The organism is unidentified bacterial endosymbiont (genome assembly GCF_918797525.1).
GTDB lineage: Bacteria > Pseudomonadota > Gammaproteobacteria > Enterobacterales > Enterobacteriaceae > Enterobacter.
In genome coordinates this window covers 4,100,891-4,116,273 of the sequence record NZ_OU963893.1, presented here as the reverse complement: position 1 = coordinate 4,116,273, position 15,383 = coordinate 4,100,891, and the positions used below count along the sequence as shown (strand labels likewise).

General features: G+C 55.8%; 13 protein-coding genes. 11 read left to right on the top strand and 2 right to left on the bottom strand.

Annotated features, from left to right (window positions below):
• Nucleotides 1–12: 12 nt before the first annotated feature.
• The 11 genes from ileS to folA all read left to right on the top strand — a co-directional run bounded on the left by ileS (nt 13) and on the right by folA (nt 14,113).
• Complete coding sequence (ileS, locus tag NL510_RS19705) at nt 13–2,829, top strand: isoleucine--tRNA ligase (RefSeq protein WP_253379512.1); 2,817 nt, start codon at nt 13–15, stop codon at nt 2,827–2,829.
• Entirely contained in the window at nt 2,829–3,329 is a 501-nt protein-coding gene (lspA, locus tag NL510_RS19700) for a signal peptidase II (protein ID WP_253379510.1), read from the top strand. Before ileS ends, lspA begins: the two co-directional genes overlap by 1 nt.
• Nucleotides 3,330–3,381: 52 nt before the next feature.
• Nucleotides 3,382–3,831: an FKBP-type peptidyl-prolyl cis-trans isomerase gene (gene fkpB / locus NL510_RS19695; RefSeq protein ID WP_253379508.1), complete on the top strand. Its 450-nt coding sequence runs from the start codon at nt 3,382–3,384 to the stop codon at nt 3,829–3,831.
• A 1-nt stretch (nt 3,832) separates the two neighbouring features.
• Nucleotides 3,833–4,783 (top strand): 4-hydroxy-3-methylbut-2-enyl diphosphate reductase, encoded by a 951-nt coding sequence (ispH, locus tag NL510_RS19690; RefSeq protein WP_253379506.1) that lies wholly within the window; start codon nt 3,833–3,835, stop codon nt 4,781–4,783.
• A 204-nt stretch (nt 4,784–4,987) separates the two neighbouring features.
• Nucleotides 4,988–5,809, top strand: a complete 822-nt coding sequence (dapB, locus tag NL510_RS19685; RefSeq protein ID WP_253379504.1) for a 4-hydroxy-tetrahydrodipicolinate reductase — start codon at nt 4,988–4,990, stop codon at nt 5,807–5,809.
• A 452-nt stretch (nt 5,810–6,261) separates the two neighbouring features.
• Nucleotides 6,262–7,410, top strand: a complete 1,149-nt coding sequence (gene carA, locus NL510_RS19680; RefSeq protein WP_253379502.1) for a glutamine-hydrolyzing carbamoyl-phosphate synthase small subunit — start codon at nt 6,262–6,264, stop codon at nt 7,408–7,410.
• 18 nt (nt 7,411–7,428) lie between these two features.
• Nucleotides 7,429–10,653, top strand: coding sequence for a carbamoyl-phosphate synthase large subunit (gene carB, locus NL510_RS19675; RefSeq protein ID WP_253379500.1), 3,225 nt, complete (start codon nt 7,429–7,431; stop codon nt 10,651–10,653).
• Between the two features lie 139 nt (nt 10,654–10,792).
• Nucleotides 10,793–11,026, top strand: coding sequence for a YgdI/YgdR family lipoprotein (locus tag NL510_RS19670; RefSeq protein WP_253379497.1), 234 nt, complete (start codon nt 10,793–10,795; stop codon nt 11,024–11,026).
• A 104-nt stretch (nt 11,027–11,130) separates the two neighbouring features.
• Complete coding sequence (gene kefF / locus NL510_RS19665) at nt 11,131–11,661, top strand: glutathione-regulated potassium-efflux system oxidoreductase KefF (protein WP_253379495.1); 531 nt, start codon at nt 11,131–11,133, stop codon at nt 11,659–11,661.
• On the top strand, nt 11,654–13,519 hold the full coding sequence (gene kefC, locus NL510_RS19660; RefSeq protein ID WP_253379493.1) for a glutathione-regulated potassium-efflux system protein KefC: 1,866 nt from the start codon (nt 11,654–11,656) through the stop codon (nt 13,517–13,519). The genes kefF and kefC overlap by 8 nt, the downstream gene beginning before the upstream one ends.
• A 114-nt stretch (nt 13,520–13,633) precedes the next feature.
• A complete protein-coding gene (folA, locus tag NL510_RS19655; RefSeq protein WP_253379491.1) occupies nt 13,634–14,113 on the top strand; it encodes a type 3 dihydrofolate reductase in 480 nt (159 codons plus the stop codon).
• A 39-nt stretch (nt 14,114–14,152) separates the two neighbouring features.
• Here the strand turns inward: folA and apaH are convergent, their stop codons facing one another.
• Together apaH and apaG are read right to left on the bottom strand one after the other, a co-directional pair.
• Nucleotides 14,153–15,001 carry a bis(5'-nucleosyl)-tetraphosphatase (symmetrical) ApaH gene (gene apaH, locus NL510_RS19650; protein ID WP_253379489.1) on the bottom strand — a complete coding sequence of 283 codons (849 nt, stop codon included), beginning with the start codon at nt 14,999–15,001 and terminating at the stop codon, nt 14,153–14,155.
• A gap of 4 nt (nt 15,002–15,005) precedes the next feature.
• On the bottom strand, nt 15,006–15,383 hold the full coding sequence (gene apaG, locus NL510_RS19645; protein WP_253379487.1) for a Co2+/Mg2+ efflux facilitator ApaG/CorD: 378 nt from the start codon (nt 15,381–15,383) through the stop codon (nt 15,006–15,008).

The window sequence follows — 15,383 nt, the reverse complement described above, 5'->3', positions numbered from 1 at the left end:
ACCGAGAATCTGATGAGTGACTATAAATCAACCCTGAATTTGCCGGAAACAGGGTTCCCGATGCGCGGCGATCTCGCCAGGCGTGAACCGGGGATGCTGGCGCGTTGGACCGATGATGACCTGTACGGCATCATCCGTGCAGCCAAAAAAGGCAAAAAAACCTTCATTCTGCATGATGGCCCTCCCTATGCGAATGGCAGCATTCATATTGGTCACTCGGTTAACAAGATTCTGAAAGACATTATCGTGAAGTCTAAAGGCCTCACGGGATATGACTCGCCTTACGTTCCGGGCTGGGACTGCCACGGTCTGCCAATCGAACTCAAAGTTGAGCAAGAGTTTGGCAAGCCGGGTGAAAAGTTCACCGCCGCCGAGTTCCGTGCGAAATGCCGTGAATACGCCGCGACGCAGGTTGATGGTCAGCGTGAAGACTTCATCCGTCTGGGCGTGCTGGGCGACTGGTCGCATCCGTACCTGACCATGGACTTCAAAACCGAAGCCAACATCATCCGGGCCCTGGGCAAAATCATCGGTAACGGTCACCTGCACAAAGGCGCGAAGCCGGTGCACTGGTGCGTGGACTGCCGCTCTGCGCTGGCAGAAGCCGAAGTGGAGTATTACGACAAAACGTCTCCTTCTATCGACGTGGCTTTCGAAGCGGTCGATCAGGACGCGATCAAAGCTAAATTCGGTCTGCCTGGCGTAAGCGGCCCGATCTCGCTGGTGATCTGGACCACTACCCCGTGGACCCTGCCGGCGAACCGCGCAATCTCTCTCTCCGGCGAGTTCGAGTACGCGCTGGTACAGGTTGAGGGGCAGGCGGTAATCCTGGCGAAAGATCTGGTAGAAAACGTGCTGAAGCGCGCGAACATCACCGACTACACCGTGCTGGGCACCGTAAAAGGCGACGCGCTTGAGCTGATGCGTTTTAAACACCCGTTCCTGGATTTTGACGTTCCGGCGATCCTGGGCGACCACGTCACGCTGGACGCGGGTACCGGTGCGGTACATACCGCCGGTGGTCACGGTCCTGACGACTACAACATCAGCCTGAAATACGGTCTGGAAATCGCTAACCCGGTTGGCCCGGATGGGTCTTACCTGCCGGGGACTTATCCGGCGCTGGACGGTATTAACGTCTTCAAAGCAAACGACATTATCGTCAACATGCTGCGTGAGCGCGGCGCGCTGCTGCACGTTGAGAAAATGCAGCACAGCTATCCGTGCTGCTGGCGTCACAAGTCGCCGATCATTTTCCGTGCTACCCCGCAGTGGTTTATCAGCATGGATCAAAAAGGCCTGCGTGCGCAGTCTTTGAAAGAGATCAAAGGCGTGCAGTGGATCCCTGACTGGGGCCAGGCGCGTATCGAATCGATGGTGGCTAACCGTCCTGACTGGTGTATCTCCCGTCAGCGTACCTGGGGCGTGCCGATGTCTCTGTTTGTCCACAAAGAGACGCAGGAACTGCATCCGAACACCCTGGCGCTGATGGAAGAAGTGGCTAAGCGTGTAGAAGTCGACGGTATTCAGGCGTGGTGGGATCTCGACTCCCGCGATATCCTGGGCGCTGATGCTGACAACTACGAGAAAGTGCCAGATACTCTGGACGTATGGTTTGACTCTGGTTCAACCCACTCTTCCGTGGTGGACGTGCGTCCTGAGTTTACCGGTCATGCTGCCGATATGTATCTGGAAGGTTCCGACCAACACCGTGGCTGGTTCATGTCATCGCTGATGATCTCCACCGCCATGAAAGGCAAAGCGCCATACCGCCAGGTTCTGACCCACGGCTTCACCGTGGACGGTCAGGGCCGTAAGATGTCCAAATCTATCGGTAACACCGTCTCTCCACAGGATGTGATGAACAAACTGGGCGCGGATATCCTGCGTCTGTGGGTGGCATCCACCGATTACACTGGCGAAATGGCGGTGTCGGACGAGATCCTCAAACGTGCTGCCGACAGCTATCGTCGTATCCGTAACACCGCGCGCTTCCTGCTGGCGAACCTCAACGGTTTTGATCCACTTAAAGACATGGTGAAGCCGGAAGAGATGGTGGTGCTGGACCGCTGGGCGGTAGGCTGCGCGAAAGCGGCTCAGAATGATATCCTGAAGGCCTATGAATCGTACGACTTCCATGAAGTGGTACAGCGCCTGATGCGTTTCTGTTCTGTCGAAATGGGGTCGTTCTACCTCGACATCATTAAAGACCGCCAGTACACCGCCAAAGCGGACAGCGTAGCGCGTCGTAGCTGCCAGACGGCGCTGTACCACATCGCAGAAGCGCTGGTTCGCTGGATGGCGCCGATCATGTCCTTCACCGCCGATGAAATCTGGGGTTACCTGCCGGGCGAGCGTGAGAAGTATGTCTTCACCGGCGAGTGGTACGAAGGTCTGTTCGATCTCTCCAGCACCGAAGCGATGAACGATGCCTTCTGGGACGAACTGCTGAAAGTGCGTGGCGAAGTGAACAAGGTTATCGAGCAGGCGCGCGCAGACAAAAAAGTCGGTGGTTCTCTGGAAGCGGCAGTAACCCTGTACGCCGAACCGGAGCTGGCGGCGAAGCTGACGGCGCTGGGCGAGGAATTGCGATTTGTCCTGTTGACCTCGGGAGCGAAAGTTGCGGATTATGCTGACGCGTCTGCAGATGCCCAGCAGAGCGAACTGCTCAAAGGGCTTAAGATCGCGCTCAGCAAAGCCGAAGGTGATAAATGCCCGCGTTGCTGGCACTACACGACGGATGTCGGCCAGGTGGCGGAACACGCAGAGATCTGCGGACGCTGTATCAGCAATATCGCCGGTAACGGCGAAAAACGTAAGTTTGCCTGATGCCTAACTCTCTCTGTTCAACAGGTCTGCGCTGGCTGTGGCTGGTAGCGGCGGTGCTGATTATCGATCTGGGCAGCAAGTACCTGATCCTCCAGAACTTCGCTCTGGGGGATACGGTTCCGCTGTTCCCGTCGCTTAACCTGCACTATGCCCGTAACTACGGTGCGGCGTTTAGTTTCCTTGCTGATAGCGGTGGCTGGCAGCGCTGGTTCTTCGCGGGTATCGCCATCGGTATCTGCGTCATACTGGCCGTGCTGATGTACCGTTCGAAGGCGACGCAAAAGCTGAATAACATCGCCTATGCGCTGATCATCGGCGGCGCGTTAGGTAATCTGTTCGATCGTCTGTGGCACGGCTTTGTCGTCGATATGATCGACTTCTACGTCGGCGACTGGCATTTCGCGACCTTTAACCTGGCCGATACCGCCATTTGCATCGGTGCGGCGTTAATCGTGCTGGAAGGCTTTTTACCCAAACCGGCCGCGAAAGAGCAGGCGTAACAAACTCGCCCGGTGATGTCGCATCGCCGGGCAAAATAAGCGAGCAATTTGCATGTCTAAATCCGTACAGAGCAACAGCGCGATCCTCGTTCACTTCACGCTGAAACTGGATGATGGCTCCACGGCAGAATCCACCCGCAACAACGGCAAACCTGCCCTGTTTCGTCTTGGCGATACCTCCCTGTCCGAAGGTCTTGAGCAGCAGTTGCTGGGGCTGAAAGAGGGTGAGAAAAAGGCGTTTTCGCTGGAGCCGGATGCGGCGTTTGGCGTGCCAAGTCCCGACCTTGTCCAGTATTTTTCGCGTCGCGAGTTTATGGATGCGGGCGAACCGGAAATCGGGGCAATTATGCTCTTTACCGCTATGGATGGCAGCGAAATGCCTGGCGTGATCCGTGAAATCAGCGGTGACTCTATTACCGTTGACTTCAACCATCCGCTGGCCGGGCGCACCGTCCATTTTGATATTGAAGTGCTGGAGATAGACCCAGCGCTGGAGGCTTAAGATGCAGATCCTGTTGGCTAACCCGCGCGGTTTTTGCGCTGGTGTAGACCGCGCTATCAGCATTGTTGAAAACGCGCTGGAGATTTACGGCGCACCGATTTACGTGCGTCACGAAGTGGTGCATAACCGCTACGTGGTCGATAGCCTGCGTGAGCGTGGCGCCATCTTTATTGAGCAAATCAGTGAAGTGCCTGACGGCGCGATCCTGATTTTCTCCGCGCATGGCGTTTCTCAGGCGGTACGTAACGAAGCGAAAAGTCGCGATTTGACCGTGTTCGACGCCACCTGTCCGTTAGTGACCAAAGTGCATATGGAAGTGGCGCGCGCCAGTCGTCGTGGCGAAGAGTCGATCCTGATTGGCCATGCAGGTCATCCTGAAGTGGAAGGCACCATGGGGCAGTACAGCAACCCGGCAGGGGGGATGTACCTGGTCGAATCGCCGGAAGATGTCTTTACGCTGGACGTGAAAAACGAAGGGCGTCTGTCGTTTATGACCCAGACCACGCTCTCCGTAGATGACACGTCAGACGTGATTGACGCCCTGCGCCAGCGCTTCCCGAAAATCGTCGGCCCGCGTAAAGATGATATCTGCTACGCCACCACCAACCGTCAGGAAGCCGTGCGTGCACTGGCTGAACAGGCGGACGTGGTGCTGGTTGTCGGCTCCAAAAACTCCTCTAACTCCAACCGTTTGGCCGAGCTGGCGCAGCGTATGGGGAAAGCGGCGTTCCTGATTGACGATTCGACGGATATACAGGAAGCGTGGGTCAAAAATGTGGCCTGCGTCGGCGTTACCGCGGGTGCTTCCGCACCGGATATTCTGGTGCAGAACGTGATTGTACGTCTGCAGGAGCTGGGCGGTGGCGAGGCGGTACCGCTGGAAGGGCGTGAAGAGAACATCGTCTTTGAAGTGCCGAAAGAACTGCGTATTGACGCCCGGGAAGTGGAATAACCCTTTATCCAAACGATGGTCAGCACCTTCTGTGTTGGCCTTTTTTTTATCCCTTGCTTTATCTTGACCACATAATCATGTCTTTTACTGATAGTTAAGTCAGTTTCACATTAAATTCTAATTATCGATGTTTTCTGTGGCAGCCTCGGTGAAGGCTGGTTACTCTGAAAACGGTTTACATCATTTTAACGTAAGAGAATAACTATGCATGATGCACAGATCCGTGTCGCGATTGCGGGCGCGGGTGGACGTATGGGCCGCCAGCTTATTCAGGCGGCACTGCAGATGGATGGTGTTGCGCTGGGCGCGGCGCTAGAGCGTGAAGGTTCATCACTCCTGGGAACCGATGCAGGTGAACTGGCTGGCGCGGGTAAAACAGGCGTCAGCGTGCACGGTAGCCTGGAGGCGGTAAAAGACGACTTTGATGTCTTGATCGATTTTACGCGCCCGGAAGGCACGCTGAACCATCTGACCTTTTGCCGCCAGCACGGCAAAGGCATGGTTATTGGCACCACCGGTTTTGATGAGGCCGGTAAGCTTGCCATTCAGGATGCGGCAAACGAGATTGCGATTGTCTTTGCCGCCAACTTCAGCGTCGGCGTCAACGTGATGCTGAAACTGCTGGAGAAAGCGGCAAAGGTGATGGGCGACTATACCGACATCGAAATTGTCGAAGCGCACCACCGCTACAAGGTTGATGCGCCATCAGGCACCGCGCTGGCGATGGGCGAAGCGATTGCAGATGCAATGGATAAAAATTTAAGCGATATCGCGATCTACTCTCGTGAAGGGCATACGGGCGAGCGCGTTGCGGGCACAATCGGTTTTGCAACGGTGCGTGCAGGGGATATCATCGGCGAACACACGGCGATGTTCGCCGATATTGGGGAACGCGTCGAGATTACGCATAAAGCGTCCAGCCGAATGACATTTGCCAACGGTGCGGTACGTTCAGCTTTGTGGCTGAAACAGAAGGATAATGGTCTTTTTGATATGCGAGATGTGCTAGATCTTAATAATTTGTGAGTTTTATTACCCATTGTGATGTGGTTTTGCAGTCTTAATGTCTTGATTGCATAGGGCGATATTTTATTGCCCTTTTATTTTAACTGTTTAAGGGTAAAATTCCTATGTAAGCCATTAAAGTAGGCTTGTGTGAGATAATTTGTGTTGCGTCAATGTAAATTTTAACCATCCAGTCTACTTTTGAGTATTTTAACGCCAGCATTTCCATTAACCTTACCGCGCAAGCGTTTCCCTTGGTTGTTTAGCTGATCTTTTTATCCCTTAATCCGCAATATGTTCTCAAGTATTGCAAAATACTAGACAAAATATCCTTTTTTAGTTGACTTTATCCAACCAAATCTCCAGAATGCCGCCGTTTGCCGAAAATCCGCCGGCAGCAAATTTGCGTTGCTCATCACGTTGTTGTGAATTAATATGCAAATAAAGTGAGTGAATATTCTCTGGAGGGTGTTTTGATTAAGTCAGCGCTATTGGTTCTGGAAGACGGAACCCAGTTTATCGGTCGGGCCATAGGGGCAACAGGTTCGGCGGTTGGGGAAGTCGTTTTCAATACTTCAATGACCGGTTATCAAGAAATCCTCACTGATCCTTCCTATTCCCGCCAAATCGTTACTCTTACTTATCCCCATATCGGTAATGTCGGCACTAATGCTGCCGACGAAGAATCCTCTCAGGTACATGCGCAAGGTCTGGTCATTCGCGACCTGCCGCTGATTGCCAGCAACTATCGTAATACCGAAGACCTCTCTTCTTATCTGAAGCGCCATAACATCGTGGCGATTGCTGATATCGATACCCGTAAGCTGACGCGTCTGCTGCGCGAGAAGGGCGCACAGAATGGCTGCATTATCGCGGGTGATAACCTGGATGCCGCGCTGGCGCTGGAAAAAGCGAAAGCCTTCCCGGGCCTGAACGGCATGGACCTGGCGAAAGAGGTAACCACGGCAGAAGCCTACGGCTGGACGCAGGGAAGCTGGACGCTTTCAGGCGAGCTGCCGGAAGCTAAAAAAGAGAGCGAACTGCCGTTCCACGTGGTGGCCTACGATTTCGGCGCTAAGCGTAATATCCTGCGTATGCTGGTTGACCGTGGCTGTCGTCTGACGGTGGTGCCGGCGAAAACCTCTGCTGAAGAGGTGCTGAAGATGAACCCGGACGGCATCTTCCTCTCTAACGGCCCGGGCGACCCGGCACCGTGCGACTATGCAATCGACGCTATTAAGTCCTTCCTGGAAACCGATATTCCGATCTTCGGCATCTGTCTGGGCCATCAGTTGCTGGCGCTGGCGAGCGGTGCGAACACCGTTAAGATGAAGTTCGGCCACCACGGTGGTAACCACCCGGTGAAAGACATCGACAACAACAGGGTAATGATTACCGCGCAAAACCACGGTTTTGCCGTGGATGAAGCCTCTATGCCGGCTAACCTGCGCGTCACGCACAAATCCCTGTTCGACGGCACGTTGCAGGGCATCCATCGTACCGATAAACCGGCGTTCAGCTTCCAGGGACACCCGGAGGCGAGCCCCGGCCCGCACGATGCCGCACCGCTGTTCGATCACTTCATCGAACTTATCGAGCTTTACCGTACTACCGTTAAATAATCAGGAGCCGAGAAGACCATGCCAAAACGTACAGACATAAAAAGCATCCTGATCCTCGGCGCTGGCCCAATTGTTATCGGCCAGGCCTGTGAATTCGACTACTCCGGCGCCCAGGCGTGTAAAGCTCTGCGTGAAGAGGGTTACCGCGTTATCCTGGTGAATTCTAACCCGGCTACCATCATGACCGACCCGGAAATGGCGGATGCAACCTACATCGAGCCGATTCACTGGGAAGTGGTGCGTAAAATCATCGAGAAAGAGCGTCCGGACGCGGTGCTGCCTACCATGGGCGGCCAGACGGCGCTGAACTGCGCGCTGGAGCTGGAGCGTCAGGGCGTGCTCGCCGAGTTCGGCGTAACCATGATTGGCGCCACCGCCGACGCGATTGATAAAGCTGAAGACCGTCGTCGCTTCGACGTGGCAATGAAGAAAATCGGTCTCGACACGGCGCGCTCCGGTATCGCACACACCATGGAAGAGGCGCTGGCGGTTGCCGCTGACGTGGGCTATCCGTGCATTATCCGGCCTAGCTTCACCATGGGCGGCACCGGCGGCGGTATTGCCTACAACCGCGAAGAGTTCGAAGAGATTTGCGAGCGCGGACTGGATCTCTCCCCGACCAAAGAGCTGCTGATTGATGAGTCGCTGATTGGCTGGAAAGAGTACGAGATGGAGGTGGTGCGTGATAAAAACGATAACTGCATCATCGTCTGCTCCATTGAAAACGTCGATGCGATGGGTATCCACACGGGCGACTCCATCACCGTTGCGCCAGCGCAGACGCTGACCGACAAAGAGTATCAAATCATGCGTAACGCCTCGATGGCGGTACTGCGTGAAATAGGCGTAGAGACCGGCGGCTCTAACGTTCAGTTCTCCGTAAACCCGAAATCCGGCCGTCTGATTGTTATCGAAATGAACCCGCGTGTCTCCCGCTCTTCGGCGCTGGCCTCTAAAGCGACCGGCTTCCCGATTGCCAAAGTGGCGGCGAAACTGGCGGTGGGTTACACCCTCGACGAGCTGATGAACGACATCACCGGCAGCCGCACCCCTGCGTCCTTCGAACCGTCCATCGACTATGTTGTGACCAAAATTCCACGCTTCAACTTCGAGAAATTCGCCGGCGCGAACGACCGTCTGACCACCCAGATGAAATCTGTCGGCGAAGTGATGGCGATTGGCCGCACGCAGCAGGAATCCTTGCAGAAAGCCCTGCGCGGTCTGGAAGTGGGCGCCACCGGATTTGATCCGAAAGTGAGCCTGGACGACCCGGAAGCGCTGACCAAAATCCGCCGCGAGCTGAAAGACGCGGGCGCAGAGCGCATCTGGTATATCGCCGACGCCTTCCGTGCGGGCCTCTCGGTCGACGGTGTGTTCAACCTGACCAACATCGACCGCTGGTTCCTGGTACAAATTGAAGAGCTGGTGCGTCTGGAAGAGAAAGTGGCGGAACTGGGCATCACCGGCCTGGACGCTGATTTCCTGCGCCAACTGAAGCGTAAAGGCTTCGCCGATGCGCGTCTGGCAAAACTGGCGGGCGTGCGCGAAGCGGAAATCCGCAAGCTGCGCGACCAGTATGACCTGCACCCGGTCTACAAGCGCGTGGACACCTGTGCGGCGGAATTCGCCACCGATACCGCGTATATGTACTCCACCTATGAAGACGAGTGCGAAGCGAACCCGTCCGTTGACCGCGACAAAATTATGGTGCTGGGCGGCGGTCCAAACCGTATCGGCCAGGGCATTGAGTTCGACTACTGCTGCGTACACGCCTCTCTGGCGCTGCGCGAAGACGGCTACGAGACCATAATGGTCAACTGCAACCCGGAAACCGTCTCGACCGACTACGACACCTCTGACCGCCTCTACTTCGAGCCGGTGACCCTGGAAGACGTGCTGGAAATCGTGCATATCGAAAAGCCGAAAGGCGTTATCGTGCAATACGGCGGCCAGACCCCGCTGAAGCTGGCGCGTGCGCTGGAAGCGGCAGGCGTGCCGGTTATCGGCACCAGCCCGGATGCGATTGACCGTGCAGAAGACCGCGAGCGCTTCCAGCAGGCGGTTGACCGTTTGAAGCTGAAACAGCCGGCAAACGCCACCGTCACCGCCATCGAAATGGCCGTGGAAAAAGCTAAGGATATCGGCTACCCGCTGGTGGTGCGTCCTTCCTATGTTCTGGGCGGCCGCGCGATGGAAATCGTTTATGACGAAGCCGACCTGCGTCGTTACTTCCAGACCGCGGTGAGCGTTTCCAACGATGCGCCCGTGCTGCTTGACCGCTTCCTCGACGATGCGGTCGAAGTCGACGTTGACGCCATCTGCGACGGCGAAAGGGTGCTGATTGGCGGCATTATGGAGCACATAGAGCAGGCGGGCGTTCATTCCGGTGACTCAGCCTGTTCTCTGCCAGCCTACACCCTGAGCCAGGAAATTCAGGACGTGATGCGCCAGCAGGTGCAGAAACTGGCCTTCGAGCTGCAGGTTCGCGGGCTGATGAACGTTCAGTTCGCGGTGAAAGATAACGAAGTCTACCTGATTGAAGTCAACCCGCGCGCGGCGCGTACCGTCCCGTTCGTCTCTAAAGCCACCGGCGTTCCGCTGGCGAAAGTGGCGGCGCGCGTAATGGCAGGCCAGACGCTGGCGCAGCAGGGCGTCACCAAAGAGGTCATCCCGCCGTATTACTCGGTGAAAGAAGTGGTGCTACCGTTCAACAAGTTCCCGGGCGTTGACCCGCTGTTAGGGCCAGAAATGCGCTCTACCGGGGAAGTGATGGGCGTGGGCCGTACTTTCGCAGAAGCGTTCGCCAAGGCACAACTGGGCAGCAGCTCCACCATGAGAAAATCGGGCCGTGCGCTGCTCTCTGTGCGCGAAGGTGATAAAGAGCGCGTGGTTGACCTGGCCGCCAAGCTGCTGAAACAGGGCTTCGAGCTGGATGCAACCCACGGCACGGCGATTGTGCTGGGTGAAGCGGGTATCAACCCGCGTCTGGTAAACAAGGTGCATGAAGGTCGTCCGCACATTCAGGATCGTATCAAGAATGGCGAATACACCTACATCATTAACACTACCGCAGGCCGCCAGGCGATTGAAGACTCGAAGCTGATCCGCCGTAGCGCGCTGCAGTATAAAGTGCACTACGACACTACACTGAACGGCGGTTTCGCAACGGCCATGGCGCTGAATGCGGATGCCACCGAGAAGGTGATTTCAGTGCAGGAAATGCACGCCCAGATTAACAAGTAAGCTCACATGCCCGGTAGCGCACCGTTGCCGGGCCCGTTTCCCCTCTTCAGAACCTTCTGGTTTTCCAGCCACATGCAGTCAGTTAGCCTACTATTGTTAGGTCGATAATCAAATTCAACTGAGAGCAAGGGAAAACACCATGCAAAATAAACGACTGATCGCTTCTGTTCTGGCTGCCACCGCGATGTTTACCGTTGTCGGCTGTTCATCTAATCAGGCCGTGAAAACCACTGACGGTAAAACTATCGTCACTGACGGCAAGCCTCAGGTAGATGACGATACTGGTCTGGTATCCTATAAAAATGCTGAGACCGGTCAAACCGAGCAGATCAATCGCGATCGGGTGAAATCGATGGGTGAACTGGATAACTAGTTCAGATTTCTGACGTTAGCTCGTCAATAATATTCACTATTAGCCTGTTGAATTACTGACTACACTCTTTGGCAAAAGAAAGCGGTAAAACAACAGGCTAATCAATGATTCTAATAATTTATGCCCATCCTTATCCGCAGCATTCGCATGCGAATAAACGGATGCTCGAGCAGGTAAGGACGCTTGAAAACGTAGAAATACGTTCCCTCTATCAACTCTATCCCGACTTTAATATCGATATAGCTGCTGAACAGGAAGCGCTCTCGCGTGCTGATCTGATTGTCTGGCAACATCCTATGCAGTGGTATAGCACCCCTCCGTTGTTGAAACTGTGGATCGATAAAGTGTTTTCCCACGGCTGGGCGTATGGCCACAATGGCCGGGCACTGCTGGGGAAAAGCCTGATGTGGGCGGTGACCACCGGCGGAGGCGAAAGTCATTTTAATATTGGTGCTTTCCCGGGGTTTGACAGCCTGGCGCAGCCGCTGCAGGCGACGGCGCTCTACTGTGGTCTGAACTGGCTGCCGCCTTTTGCGATGCACTGCACCTTTGTCTGCGACGATGAAACCCTACAGGCGCAGGCTCGCCGCTACAAACAACGCTTACTTGAGTGGCAGGAGACGCACAATGGATAGCCATACGCTGATACAAGCGCTGATTTACCTCGGCGCGGCGGCACTGATTGTGCCCGTAGCGGTTCGCTTCGGGCTGGGGTCCGTTCCCGGTTACTTGATCGCCGGCTGCGTCATCGGGCCATGGGGGCTTCGTCTGGTGACGGACGCTGAGGCGATTCTCCACTTCGCTGAGATAGGCGTCGTGCTGATGCTGTTTATTATTGGTCTGGAGCTGGATCCGCAGCGTTTATGGAAACTGCGCGCCTCGGTGTTTGGCGGCGGAGCGCTGCAGATGATGGCCTGCGGTCTGCTGCTGGGCGGATTCTGTATCCTGCTGGGGATGGAGTGGAAAATTGCCGAGCTTATCGGCATGACCCTGGCGCTCTCCTCGACGGCTATTGCGATGCAGGCGATGAATGAACGCAACCTGACGGTTTCGCAGATGGGGCGCAGTGCGTTCTCGGTTTTACTGTTCCAGGACATCGCCGCCATTCCGCTGGTAGCAATGATCCCGCTGCTGGCGGCGAGCGGTTCCTCCACGACGTTAGGGGCTTTTACGCTGTCGGCGCTGAAGGTCGCCGGGGCGCTGGCGCTGGTTATTCTCCTTGGTCGCTATGTTACCCGTCCGCTGCTGCGCTTTGTCGCCCGCTCGGGCCTGCGGGAAGTGTTCAGTGCCGTTGCATTATTCCTGGTGTTTGGCTTTGGCCTGCTGCTGGAGGAGGCCGGGCTGTCGATGGCCATGGGCGCTTTCCTCGCAGGTGTACTGCTGGCAAGTTCTGAATACCGTCATGCGCTGGAAAGCGATATCGAGCCGTTCAAGGGGCTGCTGCTGGGGCTGTTTTTCATCGGCGTGGGGATGTCTGTCGACTTCGGTACGCTGGTTACGCATCCGCTGCGGATCGTCATCCTGCTGGTCGGTTTCCTGGCGATCAAAATGGCGATGCTGTGGCTGATCGCCCGTCCGCTGAAGGTGCCGAACAAACAGCGTCGATGGTTCGCCGTGCTGCTGGGGCAGGGGAGTGAATTTGCTTTCGTGGTCTTTGGCGCGGCGCAGATGGCTAACGTGCTCGACCCCGAGTGGGCGAAGGCCTTAACGCTTGCCATAGCGCTGTCGATGGCCGCGACGCCTGTTCTGCTGGTGCTGCTGACGCGTCTGGAAAAATCAGGGAGCGAGCAGGAGCGCGAAGCCGACGAGATTGACGAAGAGCAGCCGCGGGCGATCGTTGCCGGGTTTGGCCGCTTCGGGCAGATCGCCGGTCGATTACTGCTCTCCAGCGGGGTGAAAATGGTCATTCTCGATCACGATCCCGATCACGTGGATACCTTGCGTAAGTTTGACATGAAAGTATTCTACGGCGATGCGACCCGGGTTGACCTGCTGGAATCCGCCGGAGCGGCGAAAGCCGAGGTGCTGATTAATGCCATCGACGATCCGCAGGCCAGCATGGAGATGGTTGCGCTGGTGAAAGCGCACTTCCCGAATCTGACCATTATTTCACGCGCCCGCGATGTGGATCATTACATCCAGTTGCGCCAGGCCGGGGTAGTCGCACCGGAGCGTGAAACCTTTGAAGGCGCGCTGAAATCCGGGCGTATGGCGCTGGAAAGACTGGGGCTGGGGGCGTACGAAGCCCGTGAGCGTGCTGACCTGTTCCGCCGCTTTAACATCGGGATGGTAGAAGAGATGGTCGCGATGGCGAGCAGTACGGCTTCAGAACGTGCCGCCGTGTTTAAACGCACCAGCGCGATGCTGACGGAGATTATCAATGAAGATCGTAATCACCTGTCGCTGACCCAGCGACACGGCTGGCAGGGCACGGAAGAGGGGTTGCATACCGGTGATCCGCAGGATGAGCCCGAGAGTAAACCTTCCGCGTGAAGCGGAGTTGCCAGTAATAGTAAAAAATTTCTATTTCTTTACTCTGCCGCCAGTCGACGAAAGATTAAGCTTTCCGTATAGTGGCGGCAATTTTTTGGATCCGGGAAATTTCTAATGATCAGTCTGATTGCAGCGCTGGCGGTAGACCGTGTTATCGGTATGGAAAACGCCATGCCGTGGAACCTGCCTGCCGATCTCGCATGGTTTAAACGTACTACGTTAAACAAGCCGGTAGTGATGGGCCGCCTGACCTGGGAGTCGATTGGTCGTCCATTGCCGGGCCGTAAGAATATTGTTATCAGCAGCCAGACGGGCACTGACGACCGCGTCGAATGGGTAAAATCCGTCGACGAGGCCATTGTCGCTTGCGGTCATGTCGAAGAGATCATGGTGATTGGCGGTGGTCGTGTGTACGAGCAGTTCCTGCCAAAAGCGCAGAAGCTGTATCTGACGCACATTGATGCGGAAGTAGAAGGAGATACCCATTTCCCGGATTACGATCCGGATCAATGGGAGTCGGTCTTCAGTGAATTCCACGATGCGGATGCGCAGAATTCGCATAGCTACTGCTTCGAAATTCTGGAACGTCGCTAGGCGAGAGACCCCCTCATCCCATTGGGGAGAGGGGATGAGTCAGGAGGCGACAGCCTCATCTTCTCCTGAGTTCTGCTGTCGGTTGGACGGCTGCACGAAATACGCTTTATCTTCCCAGCGTAAGCAGGTCAGTTCTCCGCCCCAGCAGCACCCGGTATCAAGCGCGTAAACCCCGTCCGGCGTGCCTTTACCCTCAAGTGCCGCCCAATGACCAAATACCACGCTGTATTCGCGGGTGACCGGTCCGGGTATGGCGAACCACGGCTTAAGCGGTGCAGGCGCATTTTCTGGCGTCTCTTTGGCGTACATATCCAGTTGCCCATTCGGGAAGCAGAAACGCATGCGCGTGAAGGCGTTCGTGATAAAACGCAGACGCGCCAGGCCGGTGAGATCGTCGCTCCAGTGGTTCGGCATATCGCCGTACATGGCGTCGAGGAAAAAAGGATAGGAGTCGCTCGCCAGCATCACCTCTACGTCACGGGCGCAGGTTTTTGCCGTTTCAGGATCCCACTGTGGCGTGATCCCGGCATGGGCCATCATCAGTTTTTTCTCTTCATCGACCTGCAACAGCGGCTGACGACGCAGCCAGTTGAGCAAATCATCCGCGTCTGGCGCATCCAGCAGCGGCAAAAGTCGGTCTTTCGGCTTGTTACGGCTGATGCCGGCAAACACCGCCAGCAGATGCAAATCGTGATTACCCAACACCATACGCACGCTGTCGCCCAGCGATTTTACGAAGCGCAACACGTCAAGCGAGCCAGGTCCACGCGCCACTAAGTCACCCGTCAGCCAGAGCGTATCCCGCCCCGGCGTAAAGTCGACCTGCTTTAATAATGCGATCAGTTCATCGTAGCAACCGTGAACGTCGCCAATCAGATATGTAGACATTAGATTAGTGAATGTGTGTTGTAATGGCGAGACGGAATACAGGAATGGCAATGCGGAACGCATTACCCTCGGCATCGACCATTTCATAATGGCCTTGCATGGTACCCATTGGCGTTTCGATGACCGCGCCGCTGGTGTACTGGTACTCTTCGCCAGGATCGATGTGGGGTTGTTCGCCGACCACACCTTCGCCCTGAACTTCGATTTCCCGGCCATTGCCGTTGGTGATAAGCCAGTAGCGCCCAAGCAGTTGCACAGGCACCCGCCCCAGGTTGCGAATGGTCACGGTGTACGCGAAGACATAACGTTCTTCATCCGGTAAGGACTGAGATTCAACATAGACGCTTTGTACATGGACACAGACGCGGGGCGAATCGATCAT

What these genes read in the sequence shown, in the direction of transcription:
- ileS (WP_253379512.1), top strand. Translation starts at nt 13, where the DNA reads ATGAGTGACTATAAATCAACCCTGAATTTGCCGGAAACAGGGTTCCCG.
- NL510_RS19670 (WP_253379497.1), top strand. Translation starts at nt 10,793, where the DNA reads ATGCAAAATAAACGACTGATCGCTTCTGTTCTGGCTGCCACCGCGATG.
- folA (WP_253379491.1), top strand. Translation starts at nt 13,634, where the DNA reads ATGATCAGTCTGATTGCAGCGCTGGCGGTAGACCGTGTTATCGGTATG.
- fkpB (WP_253379508.1), top strand. Translation starts at nt 3,382, where the DNA reads ATGTCTAAATCCGTACAGAGCAACAGCGCGATCCTCGTTCACTTCACG.
- ispH (WP_253379506.1), top strand. Translation starts at nt 3,833, where the DNA reads ATGCAGATCCTGTTGGCTAACCCGCGCGGTTTTTGCGCTGGTGTAGAC.
- lspA (WP_253379510.1), top strand. Translation starts at nt 2,829, where the DNA reads ATGCCTAACTCTCTCTGTTCAACAGGTCTGCGCTGGCTGTGGCTGGTA.
- apaH (WP_253379489.1), bottom strand. Translation starts at nt 15,001, where the DNA reads ATGTCTACATATCTGATTGGCGACGTTCACGGTTGCTACGATGAACTG.
- dapB (WP_253379504.1), top strand. Translation starts at nt 4,988, where the DNA reads ATGCATGATGCACAGATCCGTGTCGCGATTGCGGGCGCGGGTGGACGT.
- kefC (WP_253379493.1), top strand. Translation starts at nt 11,654, where the DNA reads ATGGATAGCCATACGCTGATACAAGCGCTGATTTACCTCGGCGCGGCG.
- apaG (WP_253379487.1), bottom strand. Translation starts at nt 15,383, where the DNA reads ATGATCGATTCGCCCCGCGTCTGTGTCCATGTACAAAGCGTCTATGTT.
- kefF (WP_253379495.1), top strand. Translation starts at nt 11,131, where the DNA reads ATGATTCTAATAATTTATGCCCATCCTTATCCGCAGCATTCGCATGCG.
- carB (WP_253379500.1), top strand. Translation starts at nt 7,429, where the DNA reads ATGCCAAAACGTACAGACATAAAAAGCATCCTGATCCTCGGCGCTGGC.